This is a genomic window from Citrobacter sp. RHBSTW-00017, assembly GCF_013797615.1.
Lineage (GTDB): Bacteria > Pseudomonadota > Gammaproteobacteria > Enterobacterales > Enterobacteriaceae > Citrobacter > Citrobacter braakii.
In genome coordinates, this window is sequence record NZ_CP056899.1 from 1,858,032 (window position 1) to 1,883,098 (window position 25,067).

The 25,067-nt window shown below is 51.1% G+C and carries 20 protein-coding genes; 13 read left to right on the plus strand and 7 right to left on the minus strand.

Going from position 1 to position 25,067, the window contains the following annotated elements; genetic code table 11:
• The first annotated feature begins 10 nt into the window (after positions 1–10).
• Positions 11–1,699, plus strand: coding sequence for a PTS fructose transporter subunit IIBC (fruA, locus tag HV037_RS09005; RefSeq protein ID WP_016153736.1), 1,689 nt, complete (start codon positions 11–13; stop codon positions 1,697–1,699).
• A 79-nt stretch (positions 1,700–1,778) separates the two neighbouring features.
• Here fruA and HV037_RS09010 read toward each other — a convergent pair whose 3' ends face one another.
• Positions 1,779–3,077 (minus strand): anaerobic C4-dicarboxylate transporter, encoded by a 1,299-nt coding sequence (locus HV037_RS09010; protein ID WP_016153735.1) that lies wholly within the window; start codon positions 3,075–3,077, stop codon positions 1,779–1,781.
• 76 nt (positions 3,078–3,153) lie between these two features.
• Positions 3,154–3,873 (minus strand): amino acid racemase, encoded by a 720-nt coding sequence (locus HV037_RS09015; RefSeq protein ID WP_016153734.1) that lies wholly within the window; start codon positions 3,871–3,873, stop codon positions 3,154–3,156.
• A 353-nt stretch (positions 3,874–4,226) separates the two neighbouring features.
• On the opposite strand from HV037_RS09015, the gene hypT reads away from it, so the two are divergent.
• The 4 genes from hypT (at position 4,227) to HV037_RS09035 (ending at position 8,653) form a co-directional block, all read left to right on the plus strand.
• Positions 4,227–5,138, plus strand: a complete 912-nt coding sequence (gene hypT, locus HV037_RS09020) for a hypochlorite stress DNA-binding transcriptional regulator HypT (protein ID WP_019077233.1) — start codon at positions 4,227–4,229, stop codon at positions 5,136–5,138.
• 303 nt (positions 5,139–5,441) lie between these two features.
• Positions 5,442–6,383, plus strand: a complete 942-nt coding sequence (locus tag HV037_RS09025; protein WP_016153731.1) for a pseudouridine kinase — start codon at positions 5,442–5,444, stop codon at positions 6,381–6,383.
• Positions 6,371–7,306: a pseudouridine-5'-phosphate glycosidase gene (locus tag HV037_RS09030; RefSeq protein ID WP_016156984.1), complete on the plus strand. Its 936-nt coding sequence runs from the start codon at positions 6,371–6,373 to the stop codon at positions 7,304–7,306. The genes HV037_RS09025 and HV037_RS09030 overlap by 13 nt, the downstream gene beginning before the upstream one ends.
• A gap of 96 nt (positions 7,307–7,402) precedes the next feature.
• Entirely contained in the window at positions 7,403–8,653 is a 1,251-nt protein-coding gene (locus tag HV037_RS09035) for a NupC/NupG family nucleoside CNT transporter (protein ID WP_103284021.1), read from the plus strand.
• A gap of 43 nt (positions 8,654–8,696) precedes the next feature.
• Here the strand turns inward: HV037_RS09035 and HV037_RS09040 are convergent, their stop codons facing one another.
• The 3 genes from HV037_RS09040 to HV037_RS09050 all read right to left on the minus strand — a co-directional run bounded on the left by HV037_RS09040 (position 8,697) and on the right by HV037_RS09050 (position 11,766).
• Positions 8,697–9,785: a sugar kinase gene (locus HV037_RS09040; protein WP_047416236.1), complete on the minus strand. Its 1,089-nt coding sequence runs from the start codon at positions 9,783–9,785 to the stop codon at positions 8,697–8,699.
• Between the two features lie 2 nt (positions 9,786–9,787).
• Positions 9,788–10,645 (minus strand): deoxyribonuclease IV, encoded by an 858-nt coding sequence (gene nfo / locus HV037_RS09045; RefSeq protein ID WP_046275457.1) that lies wholly within the window; start codon positions 10,643–10,645, stop codon positions 9,788–9,790.
• A 71-nt stretch (positions 10,646–10,716) separates the two neighbouring features.
• On the minus strand, positions 10,717–11,766 hold the full coding sequence (locus tag HV037_RS09050) for a YeiH family protein (protein ID WP_016153726.1): 1,050 nt from the start codon (positions 11,764–11,766) through the stop codon (positions 10,717–10,719).
• A gap of 244 nt (positions 11,767–12,010) precedes the next feature.
• Here HV037_RS09050 and yieE point away from each other — a divergent pair, with 244 nt between their 5' ends.
• Positions 12,011–12,883 carry a DNA-binding transcriptional regulator YeiE gene (yieE, locus tag HV037_RS09055; protein WP_016153725.1) on the plus strand — a complete coding sequence of 291 codons (873 nt, stop codon included), beginning with the start codon at positions 12,011–12,013 and terminating at the stop codon, positions 12,881–12,883.
• Positions 12,884–13,086: 203 nt separating this feature from the next.
• Positions 13,087–14,556 carry a lysine-specific permease gene (gene lysP / locus HV037_RS09060; protein ID WP_016153724.1) on the plus strand — a complete coding sequence of 490 codons (1,470 nt, stop codon included), beginning with the start codon at positions 13,087–13,089 and terminating at the stop codon, positions 14,554–14,556.
• Between the two features lie 65 nt (positions 14,557–14,621).
• On the opposite strand, the gene HV037_RS09065 is transcribed toward lysP, so the two are convergent.
• Together HV037_RS09065 and fghA are read right to left on the minus strand one after the other, a co-directional pair.
• Complete coding sequence (locus tag HV037_RS09065; RefSeq protein ID WP_016156980.1) at positions 14,622–16,607, minus strand: ligand-gated channel protein; 1,986 nt, start codon at positions 16,605–16,607, stop codon at positions 14,622–14,624.
• A gap of 347 nt (positions 16,608–16,954) precedes the next feature.
• On the minus strand, positions 16,955–17,791 hold the full coding sequence (gene fghA / locus HV037_RS09070; protein WP_181500248.1) for an S-formylglutathione hydrolase: 837 nt from the start codon (positions 17,789–17,791) through the stop codon (positions 16,955–16,957).
• Positions 17,792–18,112: 321 nt separating this feature from the next.
• Between fghA and folE the strand changes: the two genes are divergently transcribed.
• From folE to mglC, 6 genes are all read left to right on the plus strand, one after another.
• Positions 18,113–18,781: a GTP cyclohydrolase I FolE gene (folE, locus tag HV037_RS09075; protein ID WP_003027410.1), complete on the plus strand. Its 669-nt coding sequence runs from the start codon at positions 18,113–18,115 to the stop codon at positions 18,779–18,781.
• Positions 18,782–18,795: 14 nt separating this feature from the next.
• Complete coding sequence (gene yeiB, locus HV037_RS09080; RefSeq protein WP_047500983.1) at positions 18,796–19,953, plus strand: DUF418 domain-containing protein YeiB; 1,158 nt, start codon at positions 18,796–18,798, stop codon at positions 19,951–19,953.
• A 144-nt stretch (positions 19,954–20,097) separates the two neighbouring features.
• Positions 20,098–21,123: an HTH-type transcriptional regulator GalS gene (gene galS, locus HV037_RS09085; RefSeq protein ID WP_047359172.1), complete on the plus strand. Its 1,026-nt coding sequence runs from the start codon at positions 20,098–20,100 to the stop codon at positions 21,121–21,123.
• Between the two features lie 293 nt (positions 21,124–21,416).
• Entirely contained in the window at positions 21,417–22,415 is a 999-nt protein-coding gene (mglB, locus tag HV037_RS09090; RefSeq protein WP_016153719.1) for a galactose/glucose ABC transporter substrate-binding protein MglB, read from the plus strand.
• A gap of 71 nt (positions 22,416–22,486) precedes the next feature.
• Complete coding sequence (gene mglA / locus HV037_RS09095; RefSeq protein WP_016153718.1) at positions 22,487–24,007, plus strand: galactose/methyl galactoside ABC transporter ATP-binding protein MglA; 1,521 nt, start codon at positions 22,487–22,489, stop codon at positions 24,005–24,007.
• A 15-nt stretch (positions 24,008–24,022) separates the two neighbouring features.
• On the plus strand, positions 24,023–25,033 hold the full coding sequence (gene mglC / locus HV037_RS09100; protein WP_003027393.1) for a galactose/methyl galactoside ABC transporter permease MglC: 1,011 nt from the start codon (positions 24,023–24,025) through the stop codon (positions 25,031–25,033).
• Positions 25,034–25,067: the final 34 nt, after the last annotated feature.

Here is a 25,067-nt window from a genome sequence, read left to right on the forward strand (position 1 = left end):
GAGAGGCATAATGAAAACGCTGCTGATTATTGACGCTAATCTCGGCCAGGCTCGCGCTTATATGGCGAAAACCCTGCTTGGAGCGGCGGCGCAGAAAGCACATCTGGAAATTATTGATAATCCTAATGATGCCGAACTGGCAATTGTTCTGGGCGACACGCTTCCTGCCGACAGTTCGCTGAACGGCAAAAAAGTCTGGCTGGGCGATATTGGTCGTGCGGTTGCGCATCCTGAACTTTTCCTCAGTGAAGCGAAAGGCCACGCAAAACCTTATAGCGCTCCGGTTGCGACAGCGTCCGTGGCCAGTAGTGGTCCAAAACGCGTGGTGGCGGTGACGGCTTGTCCAACTGGCGTTGCCCATACGTTTATGGCCGCTGAAGCTATTGAAACAGAAGCGAAAAAACGTGGCTGGTGGGTGAAGGTTGAAACCCGTGGGTCTGTTGGCGCAGGCAATGCCATTACGCCGGAAGAGGTGGCTCAGGCGGATCTGGTGATTGTGGCGGCTGACATTGAAGTTGATCTGGCGAAGTTTGCCGGAAAACCAATGTACCGTACTTCTACTGGCCTTGCGCTGAAGAAAACGAAGCAGGAGCTGGATAAAGCGCTGGAAGAAGCAACGCCGTACCAGCCAGCCGGCAAAGCGCAGTCTGCAACCACTGAAGGTAAGAAAGAGAGCGCTGGCGCGTATCGTCACCTGCTGACGGGCGTATCCTACATGCTGCCGATGGTGGTTGCTGGCGGTCTGTGTATTGCACTCTCATTCGCTTTTGGTATCGAAGCGTTCAAGGAGCAGGGTACGCTGGCGGCGGCGCTGATGCAGATTGGCGGTGGTTCAGCTTTCGCGCTGATGGTGCCGGTTCTGGCGGGCTACATCGCGTTTTCCATCGCTGACCGTCCGGGTCTGACGCCTGGTCTTATCGGCGGTATGCTGGCGGTGAGCACCGGTTCCGGCTTTATTGGCGGAATTATTGCCGGTTTCCTTGCCGGTTATGTGGCGAAGCTCATCAGCACGAAGCTGAAACTCCCGCAGAGTATGGAAGCGCTGAAACCGATCCTGATCATTCCGCTGCTCTCAAGCCTGGTGGTTGGTCTGGCCATGATCTACCTGATCGGTAAACCAGTGGCGGGCATTCTGGAAGGTCTGACCCACTGGCTGCAAACCATGGGAACCGCGAACGCGGTGCTGCTTGGAGCGATTCTGGGCGGCATGATGTGTACCGATATGGGCGGTCCGGTTAACAAAGCGGCGTATGCTTTCGGTGTGGGCCTGCTTAGTACGCAAACCTATGCGCCGATGGCGGCGATTATGGCGGCGGGTATGGTGCCTCCGCTGGCCCTGGGCCTGGCAACGCTGGTGGCGCGTCGTAAGTTCGACAAAGCGCAGCAGGAAGGCGGTAAAGCTGCGCTGGTATTGGGCCTGTGCTTTATTACCGAAGGGGCTATCCCATTCGCTGCCCGTGACCCGATGCGCGTTCTGCCTTGCTGTATCGTTGGCGGCGCGATTACCGGGGCTATCTCGATGGCGGTGGGGGCTAAGCTGATGGCGCCGCACGGCGGTCTGTTCGTGCTGTTAATCCCTGGCGCAATCACTCCGGTGGTTGGATACCTGCTGGCCATTATTGCCGGTACGCTGGTAGCCGGTCTCTCCTACGCGGTGCTGAAACGCCCGGAAGCAGAGGTTGTGGCAAAGGCGGCCTGATTTAACGCTGACATCCGGGGCAGAGATTTCTCTGCCCCTTTTTTTATCCATTAAATCTGCCCGGCAGTGTTAAACCGGTTCAGGCAATCATTGGCGCGATGATAAAACCAAAGGCAACGCCAGCAATGATCCCGCCAAGCCCTGGCAACATAAACGGATGGTTTAAGACATACTTACCCACGCGCGTTGTCCCGGTGGTGTCGAACTCCATTGCCGCCAGCGAAGTTGGATAAGTTGGCAGAACAAACACGCCGGTCACTGCGACATAGGAAGCCAGAATGGCCCATGTGGGTACGCCGAGCGCGACGGCAAGAGGGATAATCAGCGGCGTGGTGGCTCCCTGCGAATAGAGAAGCGCGCAGGTACCAAACAGCACCAGCGCCAACAGCATCGGATAAGCCCGTAGGATATCGCCCGCGATATCCTTTATCCCCGTTAAGTGGGCATCAATGAAAGTTGTGCCCAGCGTAACAATCCCCAGAATCACAGCCAACGAACTCATACCCGCGCGAAACGTGGATGTCAGGACAATCGCGTCTGTTGATGTTTTGCATAGCACCACCATCAGACACGCGGCAGCTAGCATGCAGATAATGATAATATCCCGGGTATTCATTGCGTTACCTGCATCGAATCCAGGGCGCAATTGAGGGCATGCGGCAAGAATAACGATGACCACCGTTGCCAGCATAAACAGGGCGACTGACAGTCTGGCACCTGGCGTTGTGCTGTTTTGCCCTGCATATTTACGCACCAGTCCTTTTTGCAGGCGTTCCAGATAGACTTCATCATCCTGTAACTCACATCCCTGACGTGAGGCGATAAAAGCGGCGACCATCGCGGCGACAAATGAGGCAGGCAGACATACCGCCATAACCTGAATAAAGCTGATACCGTTGCCTTCCATAATAGTCAGCATAGCGGCCATTGCAGCACTGATCGGCGAACCGGATATCGCCACCTGAGAAGCGACTACGGAGCCTGCGAGCGTACGGGAAGGGCGAATACCTGACTCTTTGGCAACTTCGGCAATCACTGGCAGAGTAGAAAAGACGATGAACCCTGTTCCCGCCATAATCGTCATCGACCAGGTGATAATCGGCGCAATAATATTGATATATTTAGGGTTACGGCGCATAAAATTACCGGCAATGCGAACCAGATAATCCATGCCTCCGGCGGCCTGTAGCGCCGATGCCGCCACCACCACCGTCATAATAATGAGAATAACGTCAACGGGTGGCGAACCAATTTGCAGCCCAAATCCCAGCGTTAAAATAGCCAGCCCCAGCCCGCCGCATAAACCAATACCAATTCCGCCAAGGCGGATACCGAAAAATATTGCGCCCAACACTACGATAATTTCTAGCCAAATCATAATGGCCTCCGCCAGAGAGTAATTTGTAATTAAAATGGATTTTTATTTAATGCAACAATTAAACAGGTATGGACATTCATTGTGCCAAAAGGTGATTTTTACCCACGCGTTTCTCGTACCATTTAATACCGGCACGAACCAACGAACCGGTTGAATCAATATATTTCTCAGGTGACTTGTTGACTGCTTCGGCAAGAATGACAGGAACTTCAGTACATCCGAGCACGATGACTTGTGCCCCGCGTGAGAAGAGTGCTTCAGCCTGTTCATTCATCAGCGTTTGCGCCCGCTTAGCATCACCAGCTTTTAAGCAATAGATGCTTTCCATCACTTTTTCCTGACTGGATGAGTCAGGGCTGATGCAGGTTAACCCAAGAGATTCTATGCCTTTTTGATAGAGGCCCATGTATAAAGTGGCGTTGGTGGCGAGTAATCCGATTTGCGATTTCCCGCAGTTTTTAACCTCATTGATGGTCGTTTCAACGATACTGAGCAGCTCTGTATGGCAGCACGCTTTTAATTCATTAAACCAAAAGTGGGCGGTGTTACAGGGGATCACAATACACTCGGCGCCAGCATCTTCGAGTTTATGCATATAATCGCGCATTGCCGGAAGTGGGGAATGGCCATGATGCATTAACGCGTCGGTTCTGTCAGGAATGTCAGGAATAGATGAAATAATTAAGGGGATATGTTCCTGGTCACGTTGCGCAGCGGTAAAAGTGACGAATTTATTAAACAGATCGACCGTTGCAGCAGGTCCCATACCACCAAGCACGCCAATTAAACCTTTCACGATATATACCTCAATTCACCGATAATTAATATTCAGAGCCGGGTTGTGCCTGCTGATAATGTTTAACAGCAGTGAGACGTGAGGAGAAATGCAATAATGTATGGTTCAATGCAAAAACCGCATGACTGTGGTTTATTGTGTAACCTCAGCAGGCCGGTATTCGGCCAGAGGCTCCGCGTTACACGGCGGACAAGCGGTCGTAACCGATAGGGAGAGAAGTATGTTAATGTTAAAAATGAAGCCTTGATGCAAAAAACGAATCACCAGGCGCTAATGATGAATGTCATCTCCGGAACTATTCAGGCATGATGCTTTAAGGCTAAAAAGCATATTTAAATATCCGCGTGATAAGCATGAAAAATATTGAGACAAAATGGTTATATGACTTTCTGACGTTGGAGGCATGCCGTCATTTTTCCCAGGCGGCTGAGGAGCGTAATATATCCCAACCGGCATTTAGTCGGCGGATCAAGGCGCTCGAATCTGCCGTGGGTGTGCTGCTTTTTGATCGCACAACGAGCCCACTGCAACTCACGGAGGAGGGCAAGCTATTTCATTCGCAAACCCGTAGTTTGTTGCAACAGCTGGAATGTAATCTGGATGAGCTAAGCGGCCACAATTTACTGGGTGTACCCAATATCAAAATAGCGGCGGCACATTCTCTGTCGCTGACGATGTTGCCCAGATTGGTGCACTCAATGGCGGCCTGGGGGGAGGAGTTTGTCTATCACGTTGAAGCTATTGATGTTGTTCAGGCGGTGAATACTCTGCGCGAGGGGAAAAGCGATTTTATTATCTCCTTTCGGGATGAAGACTTAATGCAGTCACCTTTCTGCGGCTTGAAGGTTTTTGAGTCTGAACTGTACCCCGTGTGTGCTGCTGATGCGCAGGGTAAGGCGTTGTTTGATATCTATCAGTCGCAGGCGCCAATTCTGAACTATACCAGCACATCCTACATGGGAAGATTGGTAAACCGTCATCTGGCGGAAGTAGGCGGCATTTCAGCCCGTACGCTGTTTATGTCTTCAATGAGTGAGTTATTAAAAAATATGGCATTGGATGGGCATGGTATCGCCTGGCTGCCGGCGTGGACAATCGTAAACGAACTGCGCGAAAAGCGGCTGGTTTGTCTGCAGACGCCGGAGCTGATGGTGCCTATTCAGGCTTATATTTACCGAATGGATACCCGGTTGAATAAAACGGCTGAGCACTTCTGGCGGATTTTGTACAACCATATGCCAGAGGACCTTGTTTCGCTCAGTTGATACGAACCGGATCGCCTGTCGCATCTGAAAAATCTCCGGTTATGCCGGAGTTAAACTCTTTAGACTGCTTGAATTGTGTACTACCTCTCATTTTCTCTTTCCTTTACAGACTGTATCTATAAAAAATTGTGATTCTGTTCATATCTATTGAGTTTAGATCTTGAATATGGATTTACTTTGTCCAAAACACGCTTACTATGAACATATGTTTGATAGTGAACATGTGCTCTAATAACCTAATGTGTGGCGTTGGTTATTTTTAACGAACTCATTTGTGGCAAGTTAATTGCCAGGGGACGTGCTATGCGTGAAAAGGAATACATAGTAACTATTGGCTCGGCCAATATGGATGTTGCTGGGTATTCGCATGCTTCTCTAAATTATGCGGATTCGAATCCAGGAAAGATAAAATTCACCCCCGGCGGAGTTGGACGTAACATTGCACATAATCTCGCGCTGCTGGGGAAAAATTCATGGTTACTGACGGCGGTTGGTAATGATTTTTATGGACAATCGTTATTGGCGCAAACCAATCAATCCGGAGTTCATGTTGATAAGTGTCTTATCGTTCCCGGAGAGAATACGTCCAGTTATTTATCATTGCTTGATAATACCGGTGAAATGTTGGTTGCCATTAATGATATGAGCATTACCGAACATATTTCAGCAGATTTTTTATCACAGCATCATGATTTTATTCGGCAGGCGAAAGTCATCGTCGCCGATTGCAATATCAGCGAAGATGCCCTGGCATGGGTGCTGGAAAATGCCGGAGAGGTTCCGGTGTTTGTTGACCCGGTATCGGCATGGAAATGCGTCAAAATTCGCGAGCGGCTTGGACAAATTCACACTCTTAAACCCAACCGGCTTGAAGCCGAAACGCTAAGCGGTATTGCGCTTTCCGGGCGTGATGACGTGGGTAAAGTCGCCGCCTGGTTTCATGATCGCGGCTTAAATAGGCTGGTGCTCAGCATGGGCGGTGACGGTGTTTATTACAGTGATATTGCGGGGAGCCGTGGTTGGTCACTGCCGATTAAAACTCACGTCATTAATGTTACCGGGGCTGGCGATGCAATGATGGCTGGACTGGCGTCCTGCTGGGTAGACGGCATGCCCTTTATTGATTCGGTTCGATTTGCGCAGGGTTGTTCATCAATGGCGTTAGCCTGTGAATATACCAATAACCCTGATTTGTCTGTTGCGAATGTAAGCTCATTAGTGGAGAACACAGAATGTCTGAATTAACTCTTTCCTCTGAATTATTACAAATATCTCCAGAAGTACAGGAAGCATTAAACAGTAAGAAGCCGATTGTTGCACTTGAATCAACCATTATTTCTCATGGTATGCCATTTCCGCAGAATGCCCAGACAGCGATTGAAGTAGAAGAAACTATTCGTAAACACGGTGCGGTTCCTGCGACCATTGCCATTATTGGCGGAATAATGAAAGTTGGTTTAAGCAAAGATGAAATTGAGCTGCTTGGGCGAGAAGGTCATAGCGTTACGAAAGTAAGTCGTCGTGATTTGCCTTTTGTGGTCGCGGCAGGAAAAAATGGTGCAACGACTGTTGCCTCAACCATGATTATTGCCGCCCTGGCGGGAATTAAAGTATTTGCGACAGGGGGAATAGGTGGGGTTCATCGTGGTGCTGAACATACCTTTGATATTTCCGCGGATCTGCAAGAACTGGCGCATACCAATGTCACGGTAATTTGTGCCGGGGCGAAATCTATTCTTGATCTCGGCTTAACTACTGAATATTTAGAAACCTTTGGTGTGCCGTTAATTGGGTATCAAACCAACGCGTTGCCAGCATTTTTCTGCCGTACCAGTCCGTTTGAGGTCAGCATCCGTCTGGACAGTGCGCAAGAGATTGCCCGTGCCATGGCGGTGAAATGGCAAACGGGTCTCGACGGCGGTCTGGTTGTTGCGAACCCCATCCCAGAGCAGTTTGCGATGGCCGAAGAGAAAATTAATGCGGCAATCGATCGGGCGGTAAAAGAAGCGGAAGATCAGGGCGTCGTGGGCAAAGAGAGTACGCCGTTCCTGTTAGCGCGGGTTGCAGAGCTGACCGGTGGTGACAGCCTGAAATCAAATATTCAGCTGGTGTTCAACAATGCGGTACTGGCCTGTGAAATTGCGAAGGAGTATCAGCGCCTCGTCTGACAGAATTTCCCGGGCAGAATGCGGTCGCCCGCGAATATCAAACCTACCAAAACCTGGCGATAACGCCGGGTTTCCTGGCATGAAGGGAATTTCATTATGGATATAATGAGAAGTGTTGTGGGTATGGTGGTATTACTGGCCATCGCGTTTCTGCTGTCAGTAAATAAAAAACGTATAAGTCTGCGCACGGTCGGGGCTGCACTGGTACTGCAAATCGCAATCGGCGGCGTTATGCTGTACTTCCCGCCGGGAAAATGGCTGGTTGAACAGGCTGCGCTCGGTGTCCACAAGGTGATGTCATACAGTGACGCGGGAAGCGCATTTATCTTTGGCTCCCTGGTTGGGCCAAAAATGGATGTGCTGTTTGACGGAGCCGGGTTTATCTTTGCTTTTCGGGTGCTACCGGCCATCATTTTTGTGACCGCACTGATCAGTCTTCTCTACTACATTGGCGTGATGGGGCTGTTGATCCGCATCCTCGGCGGTATTTTCCAGAAAGCGCTGAACATCAGTAAGATCGAGTCATTTGTCGCCGTAACGACGATTTTTCTCGGGCAAAACGAGATCCCGGCGATCGTGAAGCCGTTTATTGACCGCCTGAATCGCAATGAGCTGTTTACCGCTATTTGTAGTGGGATGGCCTCGATTGCTGGCTCAATGATGATCGGTTACGCCGGAATGGGCGTTCCGATTGACTATTTGCTGGCGGCATCGTTGATGGCAATTCCTGGCGGTATTTTGTTCGCGCGTATGCTTAGTCCGGCAACTGAAGAATCTCGTGTCACCTTTGAGAACCTGTCATTTACTGAAACGCCACCGAAAAGCATCATCGAAGCAGCGGCGAGCGGAGCGATGACCGGGCTGAAAATTGCTGCTGGCGTGGCGACGGTCGTAATGGCATTTGTCGCCATTATCGCGCTGATTAACGGCATTATTGGCGGAATTGGTGGGTGGTTTGGCTTTGGTCACGCCACTCTGGAAGGGATCTTTGGCTATGCGCTAGCCCCGCTGGCGTGGATTATGGGTGTGGACTGGGGCGATGCGACGCTGGCAGGCAGCCTGATTGGGCAGAAGCTGGCGATTAACGAGTTTGTCGCTTATCTCAACTTCTCGCCATATCTGCAAACGGGTGGAACACTGGATGTGAAGACCATTGCGATTATCTCGTTTGCGCTGTGCGGTTTCGCTAACTTTGGTTCGATTGGCGTTGTCGTCGGGGCATTTTCGGCGATAGCGCCACAGCGAGCCCCGGAAATCGCGCAGCTTGGCATGCGCGCGCTGGCAGCAGCAACGTTGTCAAACCTGATGAGCGCCACTATAGCCGGTTTCTTTATCGGGCTGGCATAGCGAAAATAATGCCGGATACGCGTAGCGCCATCCGGCATTACATTTAAGCAGTTTGCAGCAAATACAAGGCGTTATCTGCTGAGAGGGTTGGGTTGTTGATGCTGACGCTGGCTCGCGATAATGCCGCGCAGGCCATGGCAAAGTGAGCGCTTTCACGAAATTCACTACCTTCCAGAAAGCTGTACAGCAATCCCGCCATAAAAGCATCGTCGGCGCCAAAACTGTCTACAACCGTATGCTCAGGAGGCGTCAGTAAAAACTGTTCTCCGTCCTTTTCGCTGCAAAAAACGGATTCATCTTCCAGGCAAACAAAGATTCGTTTTACCCCTTGCTGATGGAGACTATTAACGGCCAGTACGCGATCGGCATCTGAATGAATAGGTTGACCCCACAAAATCGCCAGCTCTTTCTGCGTTGGTTTTAGCGTATGAATACGCGTAAACCAGGTCTTCATTTTTGCCGCTTTGAACTCTGAAACGGTGTCAATGAATACCGGAATATCATCAGCAATAGTAAAGACCCACTCAATGGCTTCGGCAGTCAGATTGCAATCTGCCAGTACGACACCGGAATGGCGGATCAAATCTCGCGAACTGTTCAGTAACTGCGGCGTCAATTGTTGCAGGATATGGGTATCGTTAATTGCCAGTACGGTCTCTTCCTGCTGATTAGCGATCGACAGGTAAGTTGAGGTGTTATGTCCATGCAGGCGTATGCAACTGGAAACGTTAACACCGGCCTGACGCGTTTGTTCCAGCAATGTTTCGCCATAGAAATCACTGCCAACAGCGGAAATTAAGTGGACGTCACGGCCCAGCAGCGCCAGGTTGTGGGCGATGTTACGTCCCACGCCGCCTGCCGAGCAGTGAATGCTACCAGGGTTAGAGGCAGCCTGAGGATAGTGGATGTCAGCAACACCACGAATATCCATATTGATCGCCCCGACAACCACGCAATAATCCTGTTCGGTAAGGATATAACCTTTACCTTTGATCATGCCTTTACGCATCAAATCCATAATATGCGCAGCAACGCGTGAACGGCTGATCTGCAAAATATCGGCGATTTCATTCTGCTGAATCAACGGATTGCGACGCAGGATCTTAAGGATCTGCTTTTCCCTGTCGTTCATGATTATGCCACCGCTTTTTCTGTCTGCTGGGCTTTCAGCCAGGCAATCTCTTCTGCCCAGATATCCGGATTAATCGTTTCCAGCACCAGCGGAATGCCGTCAAAACGATTGTCCTGCATGATCCAACGGAAGGCATCGTGGCCAATATTGCCTTCACCTAAGCTGTGGTGACGGTCAACGCGACTGCCAAATGCGCTCTTGGCGTCGTTCAGGTGCATACCGCGTAGGTACCTGAAGCCGACAATACGTTCAAATTCCGCAAACGTCTTTTCGCATTCCTCGACGGAGCGCAAATCGTAACCGGCCGCGAAGGCATGGCAGGTATCAATACAGACGCCGACGCGGGACTTATCTTCGACGCCGTCGATAATGGCGGCAAGGTGCTCAAACTTAAATCCAAGGTTGCTGCCTTGTCCGGCGGTATTTTCGATAACTGCCGTAACGCCCTGGGTCTGAGCAAGGGCGATGTTGATGGATTCGGCAATGCGCGCCAGACACTCATCTTCCGGGATCTGCATCAAATGGCTGCCCGGGTGAAAGTTCAGCAAGGATAAGCCCAGCAGTTCACAGCGCTGCATTTCATCTATAAACGCATCACGTGATTTTTCCAGCGCATCGCTAACCGGATGACCGAGGTTAATCAGGTAACTGTCGTGAGGCAGGATCTGGGCGGCAGTATAGTGATACTTCTCGCAGGCAGATTTAAAATCATCAATGATTTCGGTGGTCAGCGGCGCGGCACGCCACTGGCGCTGATTTTTGGTGAACAGGGCGAATGCGGTCGCTTCGATTTCTGCGGCTCGAATAGCGGCGTTAGCCAGACCGCCAGCGGCGCTTACGTGCGCTCCGATATATTTCATAAATTTAACCCGCCATACTCAAATACAAAAAGGGAGAGTATAGCGGGTTAATAGAGGTGAGTCGTGATCGTTTATGCCATCAGCGCGTGGATAGCGACGTTAATCGCACCGCCACCCACAATCAGCCAGACAAACAGCAGCAGGGCCATCAGTAACGGTTTGGCACCGGCTTTTTTCAGCGCGCTAACGTGCGTGGTCAACCCCAGGGCCGCCATCGCCATTGCCAGCAAAATGGTGTCCAGCGTTACCAGCATGTTCACTACTGACTGTGGCAGCAGGTGGAACGAGTTAAAAATTGCGACCACAATGAACAGGATGGCAAACCATGGAATGGTTATTTTGCTCTTCTCACCGCCCGTGGCCGGAGACAGTTGTTTAACGCGTGCGGCCAGGAGGATAAGGAACGGTGCCAGCATCATGACGCGCAGCATTTTGGCAATAACCGCGGCGTTTTCCGCATCCGGGCTAATGGCGTGCCCGGCAGCCACAACCTGTGCAACTTCATGCATGGTGGAGCCAATGTAAATGCCGTAGGTTTCTGGGCTAAACCAGTGTGAAAGCAACGGATACATCGCCGGATACAGGAAGATAGCGATAGTACCGAAGATAACCACGGTGGCGACAGCGACGGTCACTTTACTGGCTTCTGCTTTCACCACTGGTTCGGTTGCCAGCACGGCGGCGGCACCACAAATGCTGCTACCCGCGCCAATCAGCCAGCTGGTGTGACGGTCCAGACCAAATACTTTCTGCCCCAGGAAACAGGCAATCATAAAGGTACTGCTTAGCGTTAACACATCAATCACGATACCGCTGACGCCGACGTCAGCAATTTGCGCGAAGGTGAGGCGGAAACCGTAGAGGATAATCCCCAGACGTAATAAATGTTGTTTCGCGAACAGCACGCCGCCGTCACAGCTTTTCCAGATGTGCGGATAGACGGTGTTGCCGAGAATCATCCCCAATAAGATGGCTAAGGTGAGGGCGCTGAACCCGGCACCTGCGACGGCGGGAATGGATCCTCCCCATAAGGCGACCCCAGTGATAACTGCACTCAGGGCAAGCCCCGGAATAAAATGCCACGCTGTACGACGATGAGTCTGTAAGGTGAGTTCTGTCATATCCTTCTCCTTTATCTGGGTAAAAGAGTAAGGCGAAGTGGTTTAAAAATAAAATTGATTATATATTTATAATTAATCTATATAAGTGGTATACCCGTCATACTTCAAGTTGCATGTGCGTTGGCTGCGCTCGTTCACCCCAGTCACGTACTTAAGTACGCTCCCGGGGATGCTCTCTCTTGCCGCCTTCCTGCAACTCGAATTATTTAGGGTATAAGTAACGGCTATCCGGTGGAAAACGACTATGCATATCACCCTGCGACAACTTGAAGTGTTTGCTGAGGTACTAAAAAGCGGCTCAACAACCCAGGCATCTGTCATGCTGGCATTGTCGCAGTCGGCGGTGAGTGCGGCGCTTACCGATCTGGAAGGGCAACTTGGCGTGCAACTGTTTGACCGTGTCGGCAAACGGCTGGTGGTTAACGAACACGGACGCTTGCTTTATCCGCGCGCGCTGGCGTTACTTGAGCAAACGACCGAAATCGAACAGCTTTTTCGCAAAGATAATGGCGCCATTCGGGTCTATGCCAGTAGCACCATCGGTAATTATATTCTGCCCGCCATGATCGCTCGTTATCGCCAGGACTTCCCCGATTTGCCGCTGGAACTTAGCGTGGGCAACAGCCAGGACGTGATCAATGCGGTGCTGGATTTTCGGGTAGACATCGGGCTGATTGAAGGGCCGTGTCACAGTACGGAAATCATCTCTGAACCGTGGCTGGAGGACGAACTGGTGGTGTTTGCCGCACCGTCGTCACCGCTCACAAAGGGGCCCGTTACGCTGGAACAGCTGGCTGCTTCGCCGTGGATCCTGCGTGAGCGAGGATCGGGTACGCGTGAACTGGTGGATTACCTGCTGTTGTCTCATCTGCCAAGATTTCAGATGGCGATGGAGTTGGGGAACTCCGAGGCCATTAAGCATGCGGTGCGCCATGGTCTCGGGATCAGCTGTTTGTCGCGTCGGGTCATTGCGGAGCAGTTACAGGCAGGGACGCTGAGCGAAGTTACCGTGCCACTGCCGCGTTTAGTGCGCACTCTCTGGCGCGTTCATCACCGGCAAAAACATATCTCCAATGCCATTACGCGTTTTTTATATTACAGCGACCAGGTTGAGTAGGGCGAATAGCGCGCTAACTCTCGTCAGGCCACCCTATCCATAATGGCTGTTACGTCTTAACCGCCTTGTGCCGCCCGTTTTCTGCTTTACTTATAATCCGCGGCCAGTCATGAAGGTCTCTTATAACAGCGCATTTGTGCCGGAAGAATGCCATTTCGTCTGCTACAATCGCGCCTCATTTTTTGGATGGATAGCATTTTCACATGGTTTCCGAAACTAAAACCACAGAAGCGCCCACGCTACGTCGTGAACTGAAGGCGCGTCACCTGACGATGATTGCCATTGGAGGCTCCATCGGTACAGGTCTTTTCGTTGCATCTGGTGCAACTATTTCTGCGGCGGGTCCTGGCGGCGCGTTGTTCTCTTATATCCTGATCGGTCTGATGGTGTACTTCCTGATGACCAGCCTCGGTGAACTGGCTGCCTATATGCCAGTTTCCGGCTCGTTCTCCACTTACGGTCAAAACTACGTAGAAGAAGGCTTTGGCTTCGCGCTGGGCTGGAACTACTGGTACAACTGGGCGGTAACGATTGCCGTTGACCTGGTGGCCGCACAGTTGGTGATGAGCTGGTGGTTCCCGGACACGCCGGGCTGGATCTGGAGCGCACTGTTCCTCGGCGTTATCTTCCTGCTGAACTACATTTCCGTTCGCGGATTTGGTGAAGCGGAATACTGGTTCTCGCTGATCAAAGTTACCACTGTAATTATCTTCATCGTGGTTGGCGTGATGATGATTTTCGGTATCTTCAAAGGCACTCAGCCGGTGGGCTGGAGCAACTGGACGACCGGTGATGCTCCGTTTGCCGGGGGTTTTGCCGCTATGATTGGCGTGGCGATGATCGTCGGCTTCTCCTTCCAGGGAACAGAGCTGATCGGTATCGCGGCAGGCGAATCTGAAGATCCTGAAAAGAACATTCCACGTGCGGTGCGTCAGGTGTTTTGGCGAATCCTGCTGTTCTATGTGTTCGCGATTTTGATTATCAGCCTGATTATCCCGTACACCGATCCGAGCCTGCTGCGCAACGATGTGAAAGACATCAGCGTTAGCCCGTTCACGTTGGTATTCCAGCATGCGGGTCTGCTGTCAGCCGCAGCAGTAATGAACGCGGTTATCCTGACGGCGGTACTGTCAGCGGGTAACTCCGGGATGTATGCCTCCACGCGTATGCTTTACACCCTGGCATGCGACGGTAAAGCGCCGCGTATTTTCGGCAAACTGTCTCGTGGCGGCGTACCGCGTAACGCGCTGTATGCGACGACCGTGGTGGCGGGGCTGTGTTTCCTGACCTCGATGTTTGGTAACCAGACCGTGTACCTCTGGCTGCTGAACACCTCCGGGATGACGGGCTTTATCGCCTGGCTGGGGATCGCGATTAGCCACTATCGCTTCCGTCGCGGTTATGTGTTGCAGGGTCACGATGTTAAGGATCTGCCGTACCGTTCTGGCTTCTTCCCGCTGGGTCCGATCTTCGCCTTTGTGCTGTGCCTGATTATCACTCTGGGCCAGAACTACGAAGCGTTCCTGAAAGATAGCATTGACTGGGGCGGCGTGATGGCAACCTATATCGGTATCCCGCTGTTCCTGATTATCTGGTTTGGCTATAAGCTGGCGAAAGGAACTCATTTTGTTCGCTACAGCGAAATGAAATTCCCGGATCGCGTGAAGAAATAACAGTATAAAAAGCATAACAAAAACCCCGGCATGATGAGTGCCGGGGTTTTTTTATTGCGCCAGACTTAGAAGCTGTAAGTCAGGCCAACCGTGTAACGACGACCATCGAGAACAGTGTCGTAGGTATCGTAATCGATTTGCTTATCCAGCACGTTATACACGCCAGCGGTCATCAGCAGATCTTTGTTAGCATAGTAGCGCAAACCAACATCGACCTGAGTATAGGACGGGGTGCCCTGCGCCATGGAGGTACGGCTCAGGTATTCAGACGTTTTCCCGCGCAGATTCAGACGGCTCCAGAAACCGAGATCCTGCGTGGCCTGCCAGTCCAGCGTGGTGTTGAACATATGCTTTGGCATTTTGTTCAATGGCTGACCGGAGAACTGACCGCTTTTCTGTTCAGATTCCGTGTAAGTGTAATTCGCCGTCCAGTTGATGTCGGAAGTCATCTTCCAGCCGAAAGTGGATTCTACGCCGCGCATATTGGCTTTATCGACGTTAACGCGATCGCTGACGAAGTCATAGTGGGTATTGCCGATGGTACAGGCCGGATCGGAGCTGCTGTTACAGCGGCGCACTTCGGTGATTTTGTCTTTGAAGTCAGTATTGAACAGCGTGACGCCCGCGTTGAGATCGTTGCCGTTATCCCACAGTAAACCGATCTCTTCGCTGAGGCTTTTCTCCGGCTTCAGGTCCGGGTTGCCGACAATGATGCCGTTCAGTCTACCGCCGCCGGTGACCTGTCCCCAACTGGCAGACGACTGGCGCAGGTCCGGTGCGCGATAGCCCGCTGAAACGCCGCCTTTTAAGGTCCATTGATCGCTCAGATGCCATACGCCATAACCGCGCGGCGTCCAGTTGTCGCCGTAGTTTTCATCTTTATCCATACGCAGACCGCCAGTCAGCGTGAAGGTATCGGTAACGGCCCACTCATCTTCAGCAAACAGCGCCCAGCTCCAGCGGGTCAGTTTGTTCAGTCCATCAGCAGCTTGCAGCTGGTTGCCGTTATCACTCAGTTTTTCATAACGGTATTGCCCGCCCAACGTCAGGGTGTGCGCCCCAAGGAAGACCTGGTTCTGGTTATTGAAAATCGTGTTGTAGGACTTCATCTGGCGACCTGGGTTTTCGGTCTCTTCCTGCTGGACATAGCTGGTGGAGTTGAAGTCGTCGTAATAACCGCTGTGGGTTAGTGAATACGTTGTGTGCACATACTTGTTTTCGCTTTTACTGTTGGGCTTGCAGCTTCCGTTGCGGCAGCTTTCCTCGGCCATGGATTTGCCTGGCGTACTGTCGCGATCCTGCAGTTCACGTGCGTAATCGAAGTCGATGTCATTTTTATCATCTGGCGTAAAGTTCAGGGTTAAGCCCCCGTTACGCATACGCTGTTCATTGTAGCCATTGAGGATTTTGTCCTCTGCCCGATGAGAGAATAACCCGGTCACTTTCGCGCCGAGTAATCCGTCAATCAGGGGCCCAGACGCATAGGCGTTGGTCTGATAAATATCGCCGGAGTCTCTGTCTTCCTGGAAAGTGGCATCGCCGTGCAGAGAGCCGGTCCAGGCTTTGGTATTCGACACTTTCTTGGTGATGACGTTAATGACGCCGCCCATCGCATCGGAGCCGTACAGAGATGACATTGGGCCACGGATTACCTCGATACGCTCGATGGATTCCAGTGGCGGCAGCCAACCTTGCTCAATACCTGAGTTGTCGCTGTTAGGACGTGTGCCGCGTGTGCTGATGCGTTTACCGTTGACCAGGAAGAGCGTGTATTGCGAAGCCATACCACGAATACTGATATCGCTGCTGCTACCCCCGCCGGTGACGACGACGCCAGGGACATCTTTTAGCGCATCGGTAACATCGCGATAGGCTTTGTCCTCAATCTGCTGCTTGGTAATAACAGATATCGAAGCGGGGGCGTCCTGAATTTTCTGCTCGAAGCCGGTGGCGGTAACCACCACGGTGTCTTGTTCAGCGGCATGCCCGAGTGATGGGAGACTGGCGACGCATACTGCGGCAGCTACAGCCTTAACGTGAGGTATAGTCATTTGTATCATTCCATTTAAATGAATTTACCCGGCATACTTCAAGTTGCAGATGCGTGGCTACGCGCGTTCATACAACTCGAATTATTTAGGGTAACGATCAGCGCGTCATGTGAAAGGCCATGACAATTGTATGTATTTGTCTTTTAAGGACTCTTTTCAGTAAAGAAGCGAATGGATTGTACAAAAGTATGAATGTTTGTAAACACAAATGATAATCGAAATCATTTGTGTTTGATCTTGTTTTGAGGGTAATGCTTTTAAATCAATAGGATAGTGGAGAAAGAAAAAAGGAGAAAAAGTGAAGGAATGATGGAGAAATGAAGAGGGCTGGCGCCCTCACTCAGGCGTTACTTCAACAAATACTGGGCGTGGAAGCGCAGGTGATCCTCAATAAACGACGCAATAAAGTAATAGCTATGGTCGTAACCTGGCTGGATGCGTAGCGTCATTGGCCATGCGGTTTGACGGGCCGTTTCGGCTAGTACCGCGGGTTGCAGCTGATCGGCGAGAAACTGATCGCTGTCTCCCTGATCAATAAGCGTCGGAATCGCGTCTGCGGGCTTGCTGGCCAACATTAACTCGCAGCTGTCCCACGCGGCCCACTGTGATTTATCTTCACCCAGATACGCGCTAAAAGCCTTCTCCCCCCACGGAACGCGGCAAGGATTTACGATCGGTGCAAAGGCGGAAATGCTGGTGTATTTCCCGGGATTTTTCAGCGCCATAATCAATGCGCCGTGACCCCCCATGGAGTGTCCACTGATGGCGCAGCGATCGCTGACGTTAAACTGCGATTGAATCAGTGCCGGCAGCTCATCACGCAGATAGTCATACATGCGAAAATGCGTTGCCCACGGCTGTTGGGTGGCATTGAGGTAAAATCCCGCCCCCTGGCCTAAATCGTAGCCATCATCATTGGCAACCTGCTCGCCGCGCGGACTGGTGTCCGGCATCACCAGTACAATGCCAAGCTCAGCCGCGATGCGTTGTGCGCCGGCTTTAGTCGTGAAGTTTTCATCATTGCATGTCAGACCCGACAGCCAGTACAGCACCGGAGGCGTGGTGTTATCGCGCGGGGGAGGAAGAAAAATACTGAAGGTCATGGTGCAATTTAACGTGGCGGAGTCGTGACGCCAGCGTTGCTGCCAGCCTTCAAAACAGCGGTGCTCTTCAAGCATTTCCATGCGGGGCTCCTTGTTGTGTTGAACCTGAATATGTTTGCGAACTCACCATAATACAGATTATTCATGGCACTGTGAGCAACTTTCACTTCCGCATTGAGCAAACATACTTCATCATCTATATAACTTTACATTAACACTCGACGTCGCCGGGTAGAACGACAAGTGAAATCGCTACGCTGAAAGGCTGTACCAATTTCAATAATTATCGCGGTGAATACTGGATTATGTGCGCCGCCTCACGCACAATGTTCTGGCTGTGACACAGCCTAAAAACTTTGCCCCATGCAGGGCAGAGGCGCCCCACCTGCAGGAGAAGAAGAAATGTCATCACTCAGTAAAGAAGCGGCCCTGGTTCATGAAGCGCTGGTCGCGCGTGGTCTTGAAACGCCACTACGCCCGCCCGTGCAAGAGATGGATAACGAAACGCGCAAACGTCTTATTTCGGGCCATATGACCGAGATTATGCAGTTGCTCAATCTCGATTTGAGCGATGACAGTTTGATGGAAACTCCGCATCGCATTGCGAAAATGTATGTCGATGAGATTTTCTCCGGCCTCGACTACGCCAACTTCCCGAAAATTACCGTCATTGAAAACAAAATGAAGGTGGACGAGATGGTCACGGTTCGCGATATCACGCTGACCAGCACCTGCGAACACCACTTTGTTACTATCGATGGCAAAGCGACGGTGGCGTATATCCCGAAAGATTCGGTTATTGGTCTGTCGAAGATTAACCGCATTGTGCAGTTTTTCGCACAGCGTCCGCAGGTACAGGAACGTCTCACCCAGCAAATTCTCACCGCGCTGCAAACGCTGCTCGGGACGAATAATGTGGCGGTGTCGATTGATGCGGTACATTACTGTGTGAAAGCGCGTGGCATTCGCGATGCGACCAGTGCGACCACGACCACTTCTCTTGGCGGATTGTTTAAGTCCAGCCAGAACACGCGTCAGGAATTCCTGCGCGCAGTACGTCATCACAACTGATTAGGGCAGGGACCATGGAGCGTAATGTCACGCTGGATTTTATTCGTGGCGTCGCCATTCTTGGTATCCTGCTTCTCAATATTAGCGCCTTTGGCTTGCCAAAGGCGGCATACCTCAATCCCGCGTGGTATGGCAACATCACCTTATCCGACGCCTGGACCTGGGCGCTGCTCGATCTCTTTGCGCAGGTAAAATTCCTCACGCTGTTTGCGCTGCTGTTCGGTGCCGGTCTGCAAATGCTGCTCCCGCGCGGTAAACGCTGGATCCAGTCGCGGCTTACGCTGCTGGTTCTATTGGGTTTTATTCACGGTTTACTCTTCTGGGATGGCGATATCCTGCTGGCATATGGCTTAATCGGCCTGATTTGTTGGCGGTTAATCCGTGATGCGCCGTCGGTAAAAAGCTTATTTAACACCGGCGTACTGCTTTATCTGGTGGGCGTTGGCGTATTGCTGCTGCTGGGGGTAATCTCCGGGAGTGAAACCAGTCGTGCCTGGACGCCGGATGCCTCAGCGTTGCTGTATGAAAAATACTGGAAAATAAACGGTGGAATGGAAGCCGTCAGCAATCGCGTGGATATGATGTCCAATAGCTTGCTGGCGCTGGGCGCACAGTACGGCTGGCAACTGGCGGGGATGATGCTGCTCGGCGCGGCATTGATGCGCAGCGGTTGGTTAAAAGGGCAGTACAGCTTACAGCATTACCGACGCACCGGTGTACTGCTGGTCATTCTCGGGATGGCGATTAACCTGCCTGCTATCGTCGCTCAGTGGCATCTGGACTGGGCATATCGCTGGTGTGCCTTCTTGCTACAAGCCCCGCGAGAGCTGGGCGCGCCGTTGCAAACCATCGGTTACGCCGCGCTGATGTTCGGCTTCTGGCCGCAGCTTAGCCGCTTAAAATGGGTCATTGCCATCGCCTGTGTGGGGCGCATGGCATTAACTAACTATCTGTTACAAACCTTAATCTGCACCACGCTGTTTTACCAGGTCGGCTTATTTATGAAATTTGACCGACTGGAGCTGCTGTATTTCGTCATTCCGGTTTGGGCCGTTAACCTACTTTTCTCCGTCATATGGCTACGTTTTTACCGCCAGGGCCCGGTGGAATGGCTGTGGCGTCAATTAACCCTGCGTGCTGCGGGGACATCATTGCCGCGTACATCCAGATAACGATCTGGATCACATTCATTAACAAAACGGATGTAAGCGCTTTCATTCCTGTGACATCTCTCACGCAGTGCGTTTCATTGTGCTGACAGAATACCCAGCCTGGGGTGTCTGCGGGCAACCGCAATCTAAAACAGGGCAGTGAATATGATCACCATACGTGATGTGGCACGACAGTCTGGCGTTTCTGTAGCGACCGTTTCCCGCGTACTGAACAACAGTGCGCTGGTGAGTCCCGATACGCGTGAAGCGGTAATGAAGGCAGTTACTCTGCTGGGCTATCGACCTAATGCCAACGCGCAAGCGCTGGCGACGCAGGTGAGCGACACGATTGGGGTTGTGGTCATGGATGTATCAGACGCCTTTTTTGGCGCGCTGGTAAAAGCCGTGGATATGGTTGCCCAGCAGCATCAGAAGTATGTCCTGATTGGCAACAGCTATCATGAGGCTGAAAAAGAACGTCATGCCATTGAGGTGTTGATTCGTCAGCGCTGTAACGCACTGATTGTACACTCGAAAGCACTGAGCGATCGGGAACTCGCCGAGTTTATGGATCAAATCCCCGGTATGGTGCTGATCAACCGTCTGGTGCCGGGGTACGCCCACCGCTGCGTCTGCCTGGATAACATCAGCGGTGCCAAAATGGCGACCCGAATGCTGCTGAATAATGGTCATCAACGCATCGGTTATCTGGCGTCAAGCCATCGCATTGAAGATGACACCATGCGCAAAGAAGGGTGGTTAACAGCCCTGAAAGAGCAGGGGATTGTTGCGGCAGAAAGTTGGGTCGGCACCGGTTCGCCCGATATGCAAGGCGGAGAGTCTGCGATGGTAGAACTGCTGGGACGTAACTTACAACTGACGGCGGTTTTCGCCTATAACGACAATATGGCTGCCGGCGCGCTGACCGCGCTAAAAGACAACGGCATCGCTATTCCATTACACCTTTCTATCATTGGCTTTGATGATATTCCTATCGCGCGTTACACCGATCCGCAACTGACCACCGTACGCTATCCCATTGCCTCAATGGCAAAAATGGCGACGGAGCTTGCGCTACAGGGGGCTGCAGGCACGTTAGACCTGGAGGCGACGCATTGCTTTATGCCGACGCTGGTGCGTCGCCATTCAGTGGCGCTACGGCAGAATGCGGCACCGATCACTAACTCATAACGTTGCGCGATGTAACCGCTTTCAATATGTGAGTAAATTCACAGTATATTAACAATGCGATAGCTATGATGACACTGTTTGTTGCGCTGTAACTACTATGTAACGGTGAATAATCACTTTCACCGAGGTAAAGGTGCCTTAAACAAAAATTAAAGCCTGTTTTTGGAGCGTTGCCAGACACGGAAGAAATATTTTTTAAAAGTGAGCTTCGGCGTTCAGTAACACTTCAGTAACGTTCTGCCTGCCGAGCATTTATCTCAAGTACTACCCTGCATAATAAAACCGGAGATACCATGAATAAGAAGGTGTTGACCCTGTCTGCTGTAATGGCAAGCATGTTATTCGGCGCGGCTGCGCACGCTGCTGATACCCGCATTGGTGTGACTATCTATAAGTATGACGATAACTTTATGTCTGTAGTACGTAAGGCTATTGAAAAAGATGCCAAAGCGGCGCCAGATGTACAGCTGCTGATGAATGACTCGCAGAACGACCAGTCCAAACAAAACGACCAGATCGACGTGCTGCTGGCAAAAGGCGTTAAGGCACTGGCGATTAACCTGGTTGACCCGGCAGCGGCAGGCACGGTCATTGAAAAGGCACGCGGGCAGAACGTACCGATCGTGTTCTTTAACAAAGAACCTTCTCGTAAGGCGCTGGACAGCTATGACAAAGCGTTTTACGTCGGTACCGACTCTAAAGAGTCCGGTATTATTCAGGGTGATTTGATCGCCAAACACTGGGCAGCGAACCCGAACTGGGACCTGAACAAAGACGGCAAAATTCAGTTTGTTCTGCTGAAAGGCGAACCGGGACACCCGGACGCTGAAGCACGTACCACTTACGTGATTAAAGAGCTGAACGATAAAGGCATTAAAACTGAGCAACTGCAGTTAGATACTGCAATGTGGGATACCGCTCAGGCAAAAGATAAAATGGATGCGTGGATGTCAGGTCCGAACGCCAACAAAATCGAAGTGGTTATCGCAAACAACGATGCGATGGCAATGGGCGCAGTTGAAGCGCTGAAAGCGCACAACAAAACCAGCGTACCGGTATTTGGTGTGGATGCGCTGCCTGAAGCGCTGGCTCTGGTGAAATCTGGCGCAATGGCTGGTACCGTGCTGAACGACGCCAACAACCAGGCGAAAGCCACCTTCGATCTGGCGAAAAACCTGGCTGACGGCAAAGGTGCGGCAGATGGCACTAACTGGAAAATTGAGAACAAAATTGTTCGCGTTCCGTATGTAGGTGTCGATAAAGATAATCTGGCAGAGTTTACCAATAAGTAAATACTCCGTCTTTGGGCGCAATGTCATTGCGCCCTTAATAACGCACTCTGCAAGGCCAACAAGGTATAATTATGGTCAGCACACATACTCAGTCGTCAGGCGAATACTTGTTGGAAATGACCGGCATCAACAAGTCCTTCCCCGGCGTTAAGGCTCTTGATAATGTCAATTTAAAAGTCCGCCCACATTCCATTCATGCCTTAATGGGGGAGAATGGCGCGGGGAAATCAACATTATTGAAATGTCTTTTCGGTATCTATCAAAAAGATTCCGGTAGTATTTTATTTCAGGGTAAAGAAATCGATTTTCATTCTGCTAAAGAAGCGCTTGAGAATGGTATTTCGATGGTACACCAGGAATTAAACCTGGTATTACAACGTTCTGTGATGGATAACATGTGGCTGGGACGCTATCCCACCAAAGGCATGTTTGTCGATCAGGACAAAATGTACCGCGATACCAAAGCGATATTTGATGAACTGGATATTGATATCGATCCGCGTGCGCGCGTTGGTACATTATCCGTTTCTCAAATGCAGATGATTGAAATTGCGAAAGCGTTCTCCTATGACGCAAAAATCGTCATCATGGATGAGCCAACGTCATCGTTAACCGAGAAAGAAGTTAATCATCTGTTTACCATTATCCGTAAGCTGAAAGAGCGTGGATGCGGTATTGTTTATATTTCTCACAAGATGGAAGAAATCTTCCAGCTATGCGATGAAATTACCGTGCTGCGTGATGGCCAGTGGATTGCGACCCAGCCGCTGGAAGGGCTGGATATGGATAAGATCATCTCCATGATGGTCGGCCGTTCACTGAACCAACGTTTTCCGGATAAAGAAAACAAACCCGGTGAAGTCATTCTGCAAGTACGTAACCTGACCTCGCTGCGTCAGCCGTCGATTCGTGATATCTCGTTTGATTTGCACAAAGGGGAAATTCTCGGGATTGCCGGGCTGGTCGGCGCAAAACGTACCGATATCGTTGAAACGCTTTTTGGTATTCGAGAGAAATCATCGGGTACGATTACGCTACACGGCAAAAAAATTAATAACCATAGCGCAAATGAGGCCATTAATCATGGTTTTGCGCTGGTCACGGAAGAGCGCCGCTCAACCGGTATTTACGCGTATCTGGATATTGGTTTTAACTCGTTAATCTCCAATATCCAAAACTATAAAAATAAAGTTGGTCTGCTGGATAATTCCCGCATGAAGAGTGATACCCAGTGGGTAATTGACTCAATGAGGGTGAAAACGCCGGGCCATCGAACACAAATCGGTTCACTGTCCGGTGGTAATCAGCAAAAGGTGGTTATTGGTCGCTGGTTATTAACGCAGCCAGAAATCCTGATGTTAGATGAACCCACGCGTGGTATCGATGTCGGCGCGAAATTTGAAATTTATCAGCTGATTGCTGAACTCGCGAAAAAGGATAAGGGGATTATTATTATTTCCTCTGAAATGCCGGAGCTGCTAGGTATTACCGATCGTATTCTGGTGATGAGCAATGGTCTCGTTGCCGGAATTGTTGACACTAAAACAACAACGCAAAACGAAATCCTCCGTCTTGCGTCTTTGCACCTTTAAGATTAGGGGCTCCTCATGAGTGCGTTAAATAAGAAAAGTTTTCTTACTTATCTGAAAGAAGGCGGAATTTACGTTGTTCTTTTAGTTTTGCTGGCGATTATTATTTTCCAGGATCCCACTTTCTTAAGCTTACTGAACCTGAGTAATATTCTGACGCAATCCTCGGTGCGTATTATTATCGCATTGGGCGTGGCCGGGCTGATTGTTACCCAAGGGACAGACCTGTCGGCGGGACGTCAGGTTGGCCTGGCGGCAGTCGTGGCGGCAACCTTGCTACAGTCGATGGAGAACGCCAACAAGGTGTTCCCGGAAATGGCTACAATGCCAATCATCGTAGTCGTGCTGATTGTTTGCGTGATTGGCGCCATTATCGGTCTGGTGAACGGTATTATCATTGCTTATCTGAATGTGACGCCGTTTATTACCACCCTGGGTACGATGATCATCGTTTACGGGATCAACTCCCTGTACTACGACTTTGTCGGCGCATCGCCAATTTCTGGCTTTGACAGCGGATTCTCCACCTTCGCACAGGGCTTTATTGCGCTGGGTAGTTTCCGCCTCTCCTACATTACCTTCTATGCGCTGATTGCGGTGGCGTTTGTCTGGGTGCTGTGGAACAAGACCCGCTTCGGTAAAAACATTTTCGCCATCGGCGGAAACCCTGAAGCCGCAAAAGTGTCCGGGGTCAACGTTGCGCTGAACCTGCTGATCATCTATGCGTTGTCTGGCGTGTTTTATGCCTTCGGTGGTTTGCTCGAAGCCGGGCGTATCGGCTCGGCGACTAACAACCTCGGCTTTATGTATGAGCTGGATGCGATTGCGGCGTGCGTGGTTGGCGGCGTGTCGTTCAGCGGCGGGGTAGGGACCGTGTTTGGCGTGGTGACCGGTGTGATTATCTTCACCGTCATCAACTACGGTCTGACCTACATTGGCGTGAACCCTTACTGGCAGTACATTATCAAGGGCGGCATTATCATCTTCGCGGTTGCGCTGGACTCACTGAAGTACGCGCGTAAGAAGTAATCGTATACCGCAAAAAGCCCGGTGCAGCGTAATC

Coding starts and splice junctions, on each gene's coding strand:
- fruA (WP_016153736.1), top strand. CDS start 11: ATGAAAACGCTGCTGATTATTGACGCTAATCTCGGCCAGGCTCGCGCT.
- HV037_RS09010 (WP_016153735.1), bottom strand. CDS start 3,077: ATGATTTGGCTAGAAATTATCGTAGTGTTGGGCGCAATATTTTTCGGT.
- hypT (WP_019077233.1), top strand. CDS start 4,227: ATGAAAAATATTGAGACAAAATGGTTATATGACTTTCTGACGTTGGAG.
- HV037_RS09025 (WP_016153731.1), top strand. CDS start 5,442: ATGCGTGAAAAGGAATACATAGTAACTATTGGCTCGGCCAATATGGAT.
- HV037_RS09030 (WP_016156984.1), top strand. CDS start 6,371: ATGTCTGAATTAACTCTTTCCTCTGAATTATTACAAATATCTCCAGAA.
- HV037_RS09035 (WP_103284021.1), top strand. CDS start 7,403: ATGGATATAATGAGAAGTGTTGTGGGTATGGTGGTATTACTGGCCATC.
- HV037_RS09040 (WP_047416236.1), bottom strand. CDS start 9,785: ATGAACGACAGGGAAAAGCAGATCCTTAAGATCCTGCGTCGCAATCCG.
- nfo (WP_046275457.1), bottom strand. CDS start 10,645: ATGAAATATATCGGAGCGCACGTAAGCGCCGCTGGCGGTCTGGCTAAC.
- HV037_RS09050 (WP_016153726.1), bottom strand. CDS start 11,766: ATGACAGAACTCACCTTACAGACTCATCGTCGTACAGCGTGGCATTTT.
- yieE (WP_016153725.1), top strand. CDS start 12,011: ATGCATATCACCCTGCGACAACTTGAAGTGTTTGCTGAGGTACTAAAA.
- lysP (WP_016153724.1), top strand. CDS start 13,087: ATGGTTTCCGAAACTAAAACCACAGAAGCGCCCACGCTACGTCGTGAA.
- HV037_RS09065 (WP_016156980.1), bottom strand. CDS start 16,607: ATGACTATACCTCACGTTAAGGCTGTAGCTGCCGCAGTATGCGTCGCC.
- fghA (WP_181500248.1), bottom strand. CDS start 17,791: ATGGAAATGCTTGAAGAGCACCGCTGTTTTGAAGGCTGGCAGCAACGC.
- folE (WP_003027410.1), top strand. CDS start 18,113: ATGTCATCACTCAGTAAAGAAGCGGCCCTGGTTCATGAAGCGCTGGTC.
- yeiB (WP_047500983.1), top strand. CDS start 18,796: ATGGAGCGTAATGTCACGCTGGATTTTATTCGTGGCGTCGCCATTCTT.
- galS (WP_047359172.1), top strand. CDS start 20,098: ATGATCACCATACGTGATGTGGCACGACAGTCTGGCGTTTCTGTAGCG.
- mglB (WP_016153719.1), top strand. CDS start 21,417: ATGAATAAGAAGGTGTTGACCCTGTCTGCTGTAATGGCAAGCATGTTA.
- mglA (WP_016153718.1), top strand. CDS start 22,487: ATGGTCAGCACACATACTCAGTCGTCAGGCGAATACTTGTTGGAAATG.
- mglC (WP_003027393.1), top strand. CDS start 24,023: ATGAGTGCGTTAAATAAGAAAAGTTTTCTTACTTATCTGAAAGAAGGC.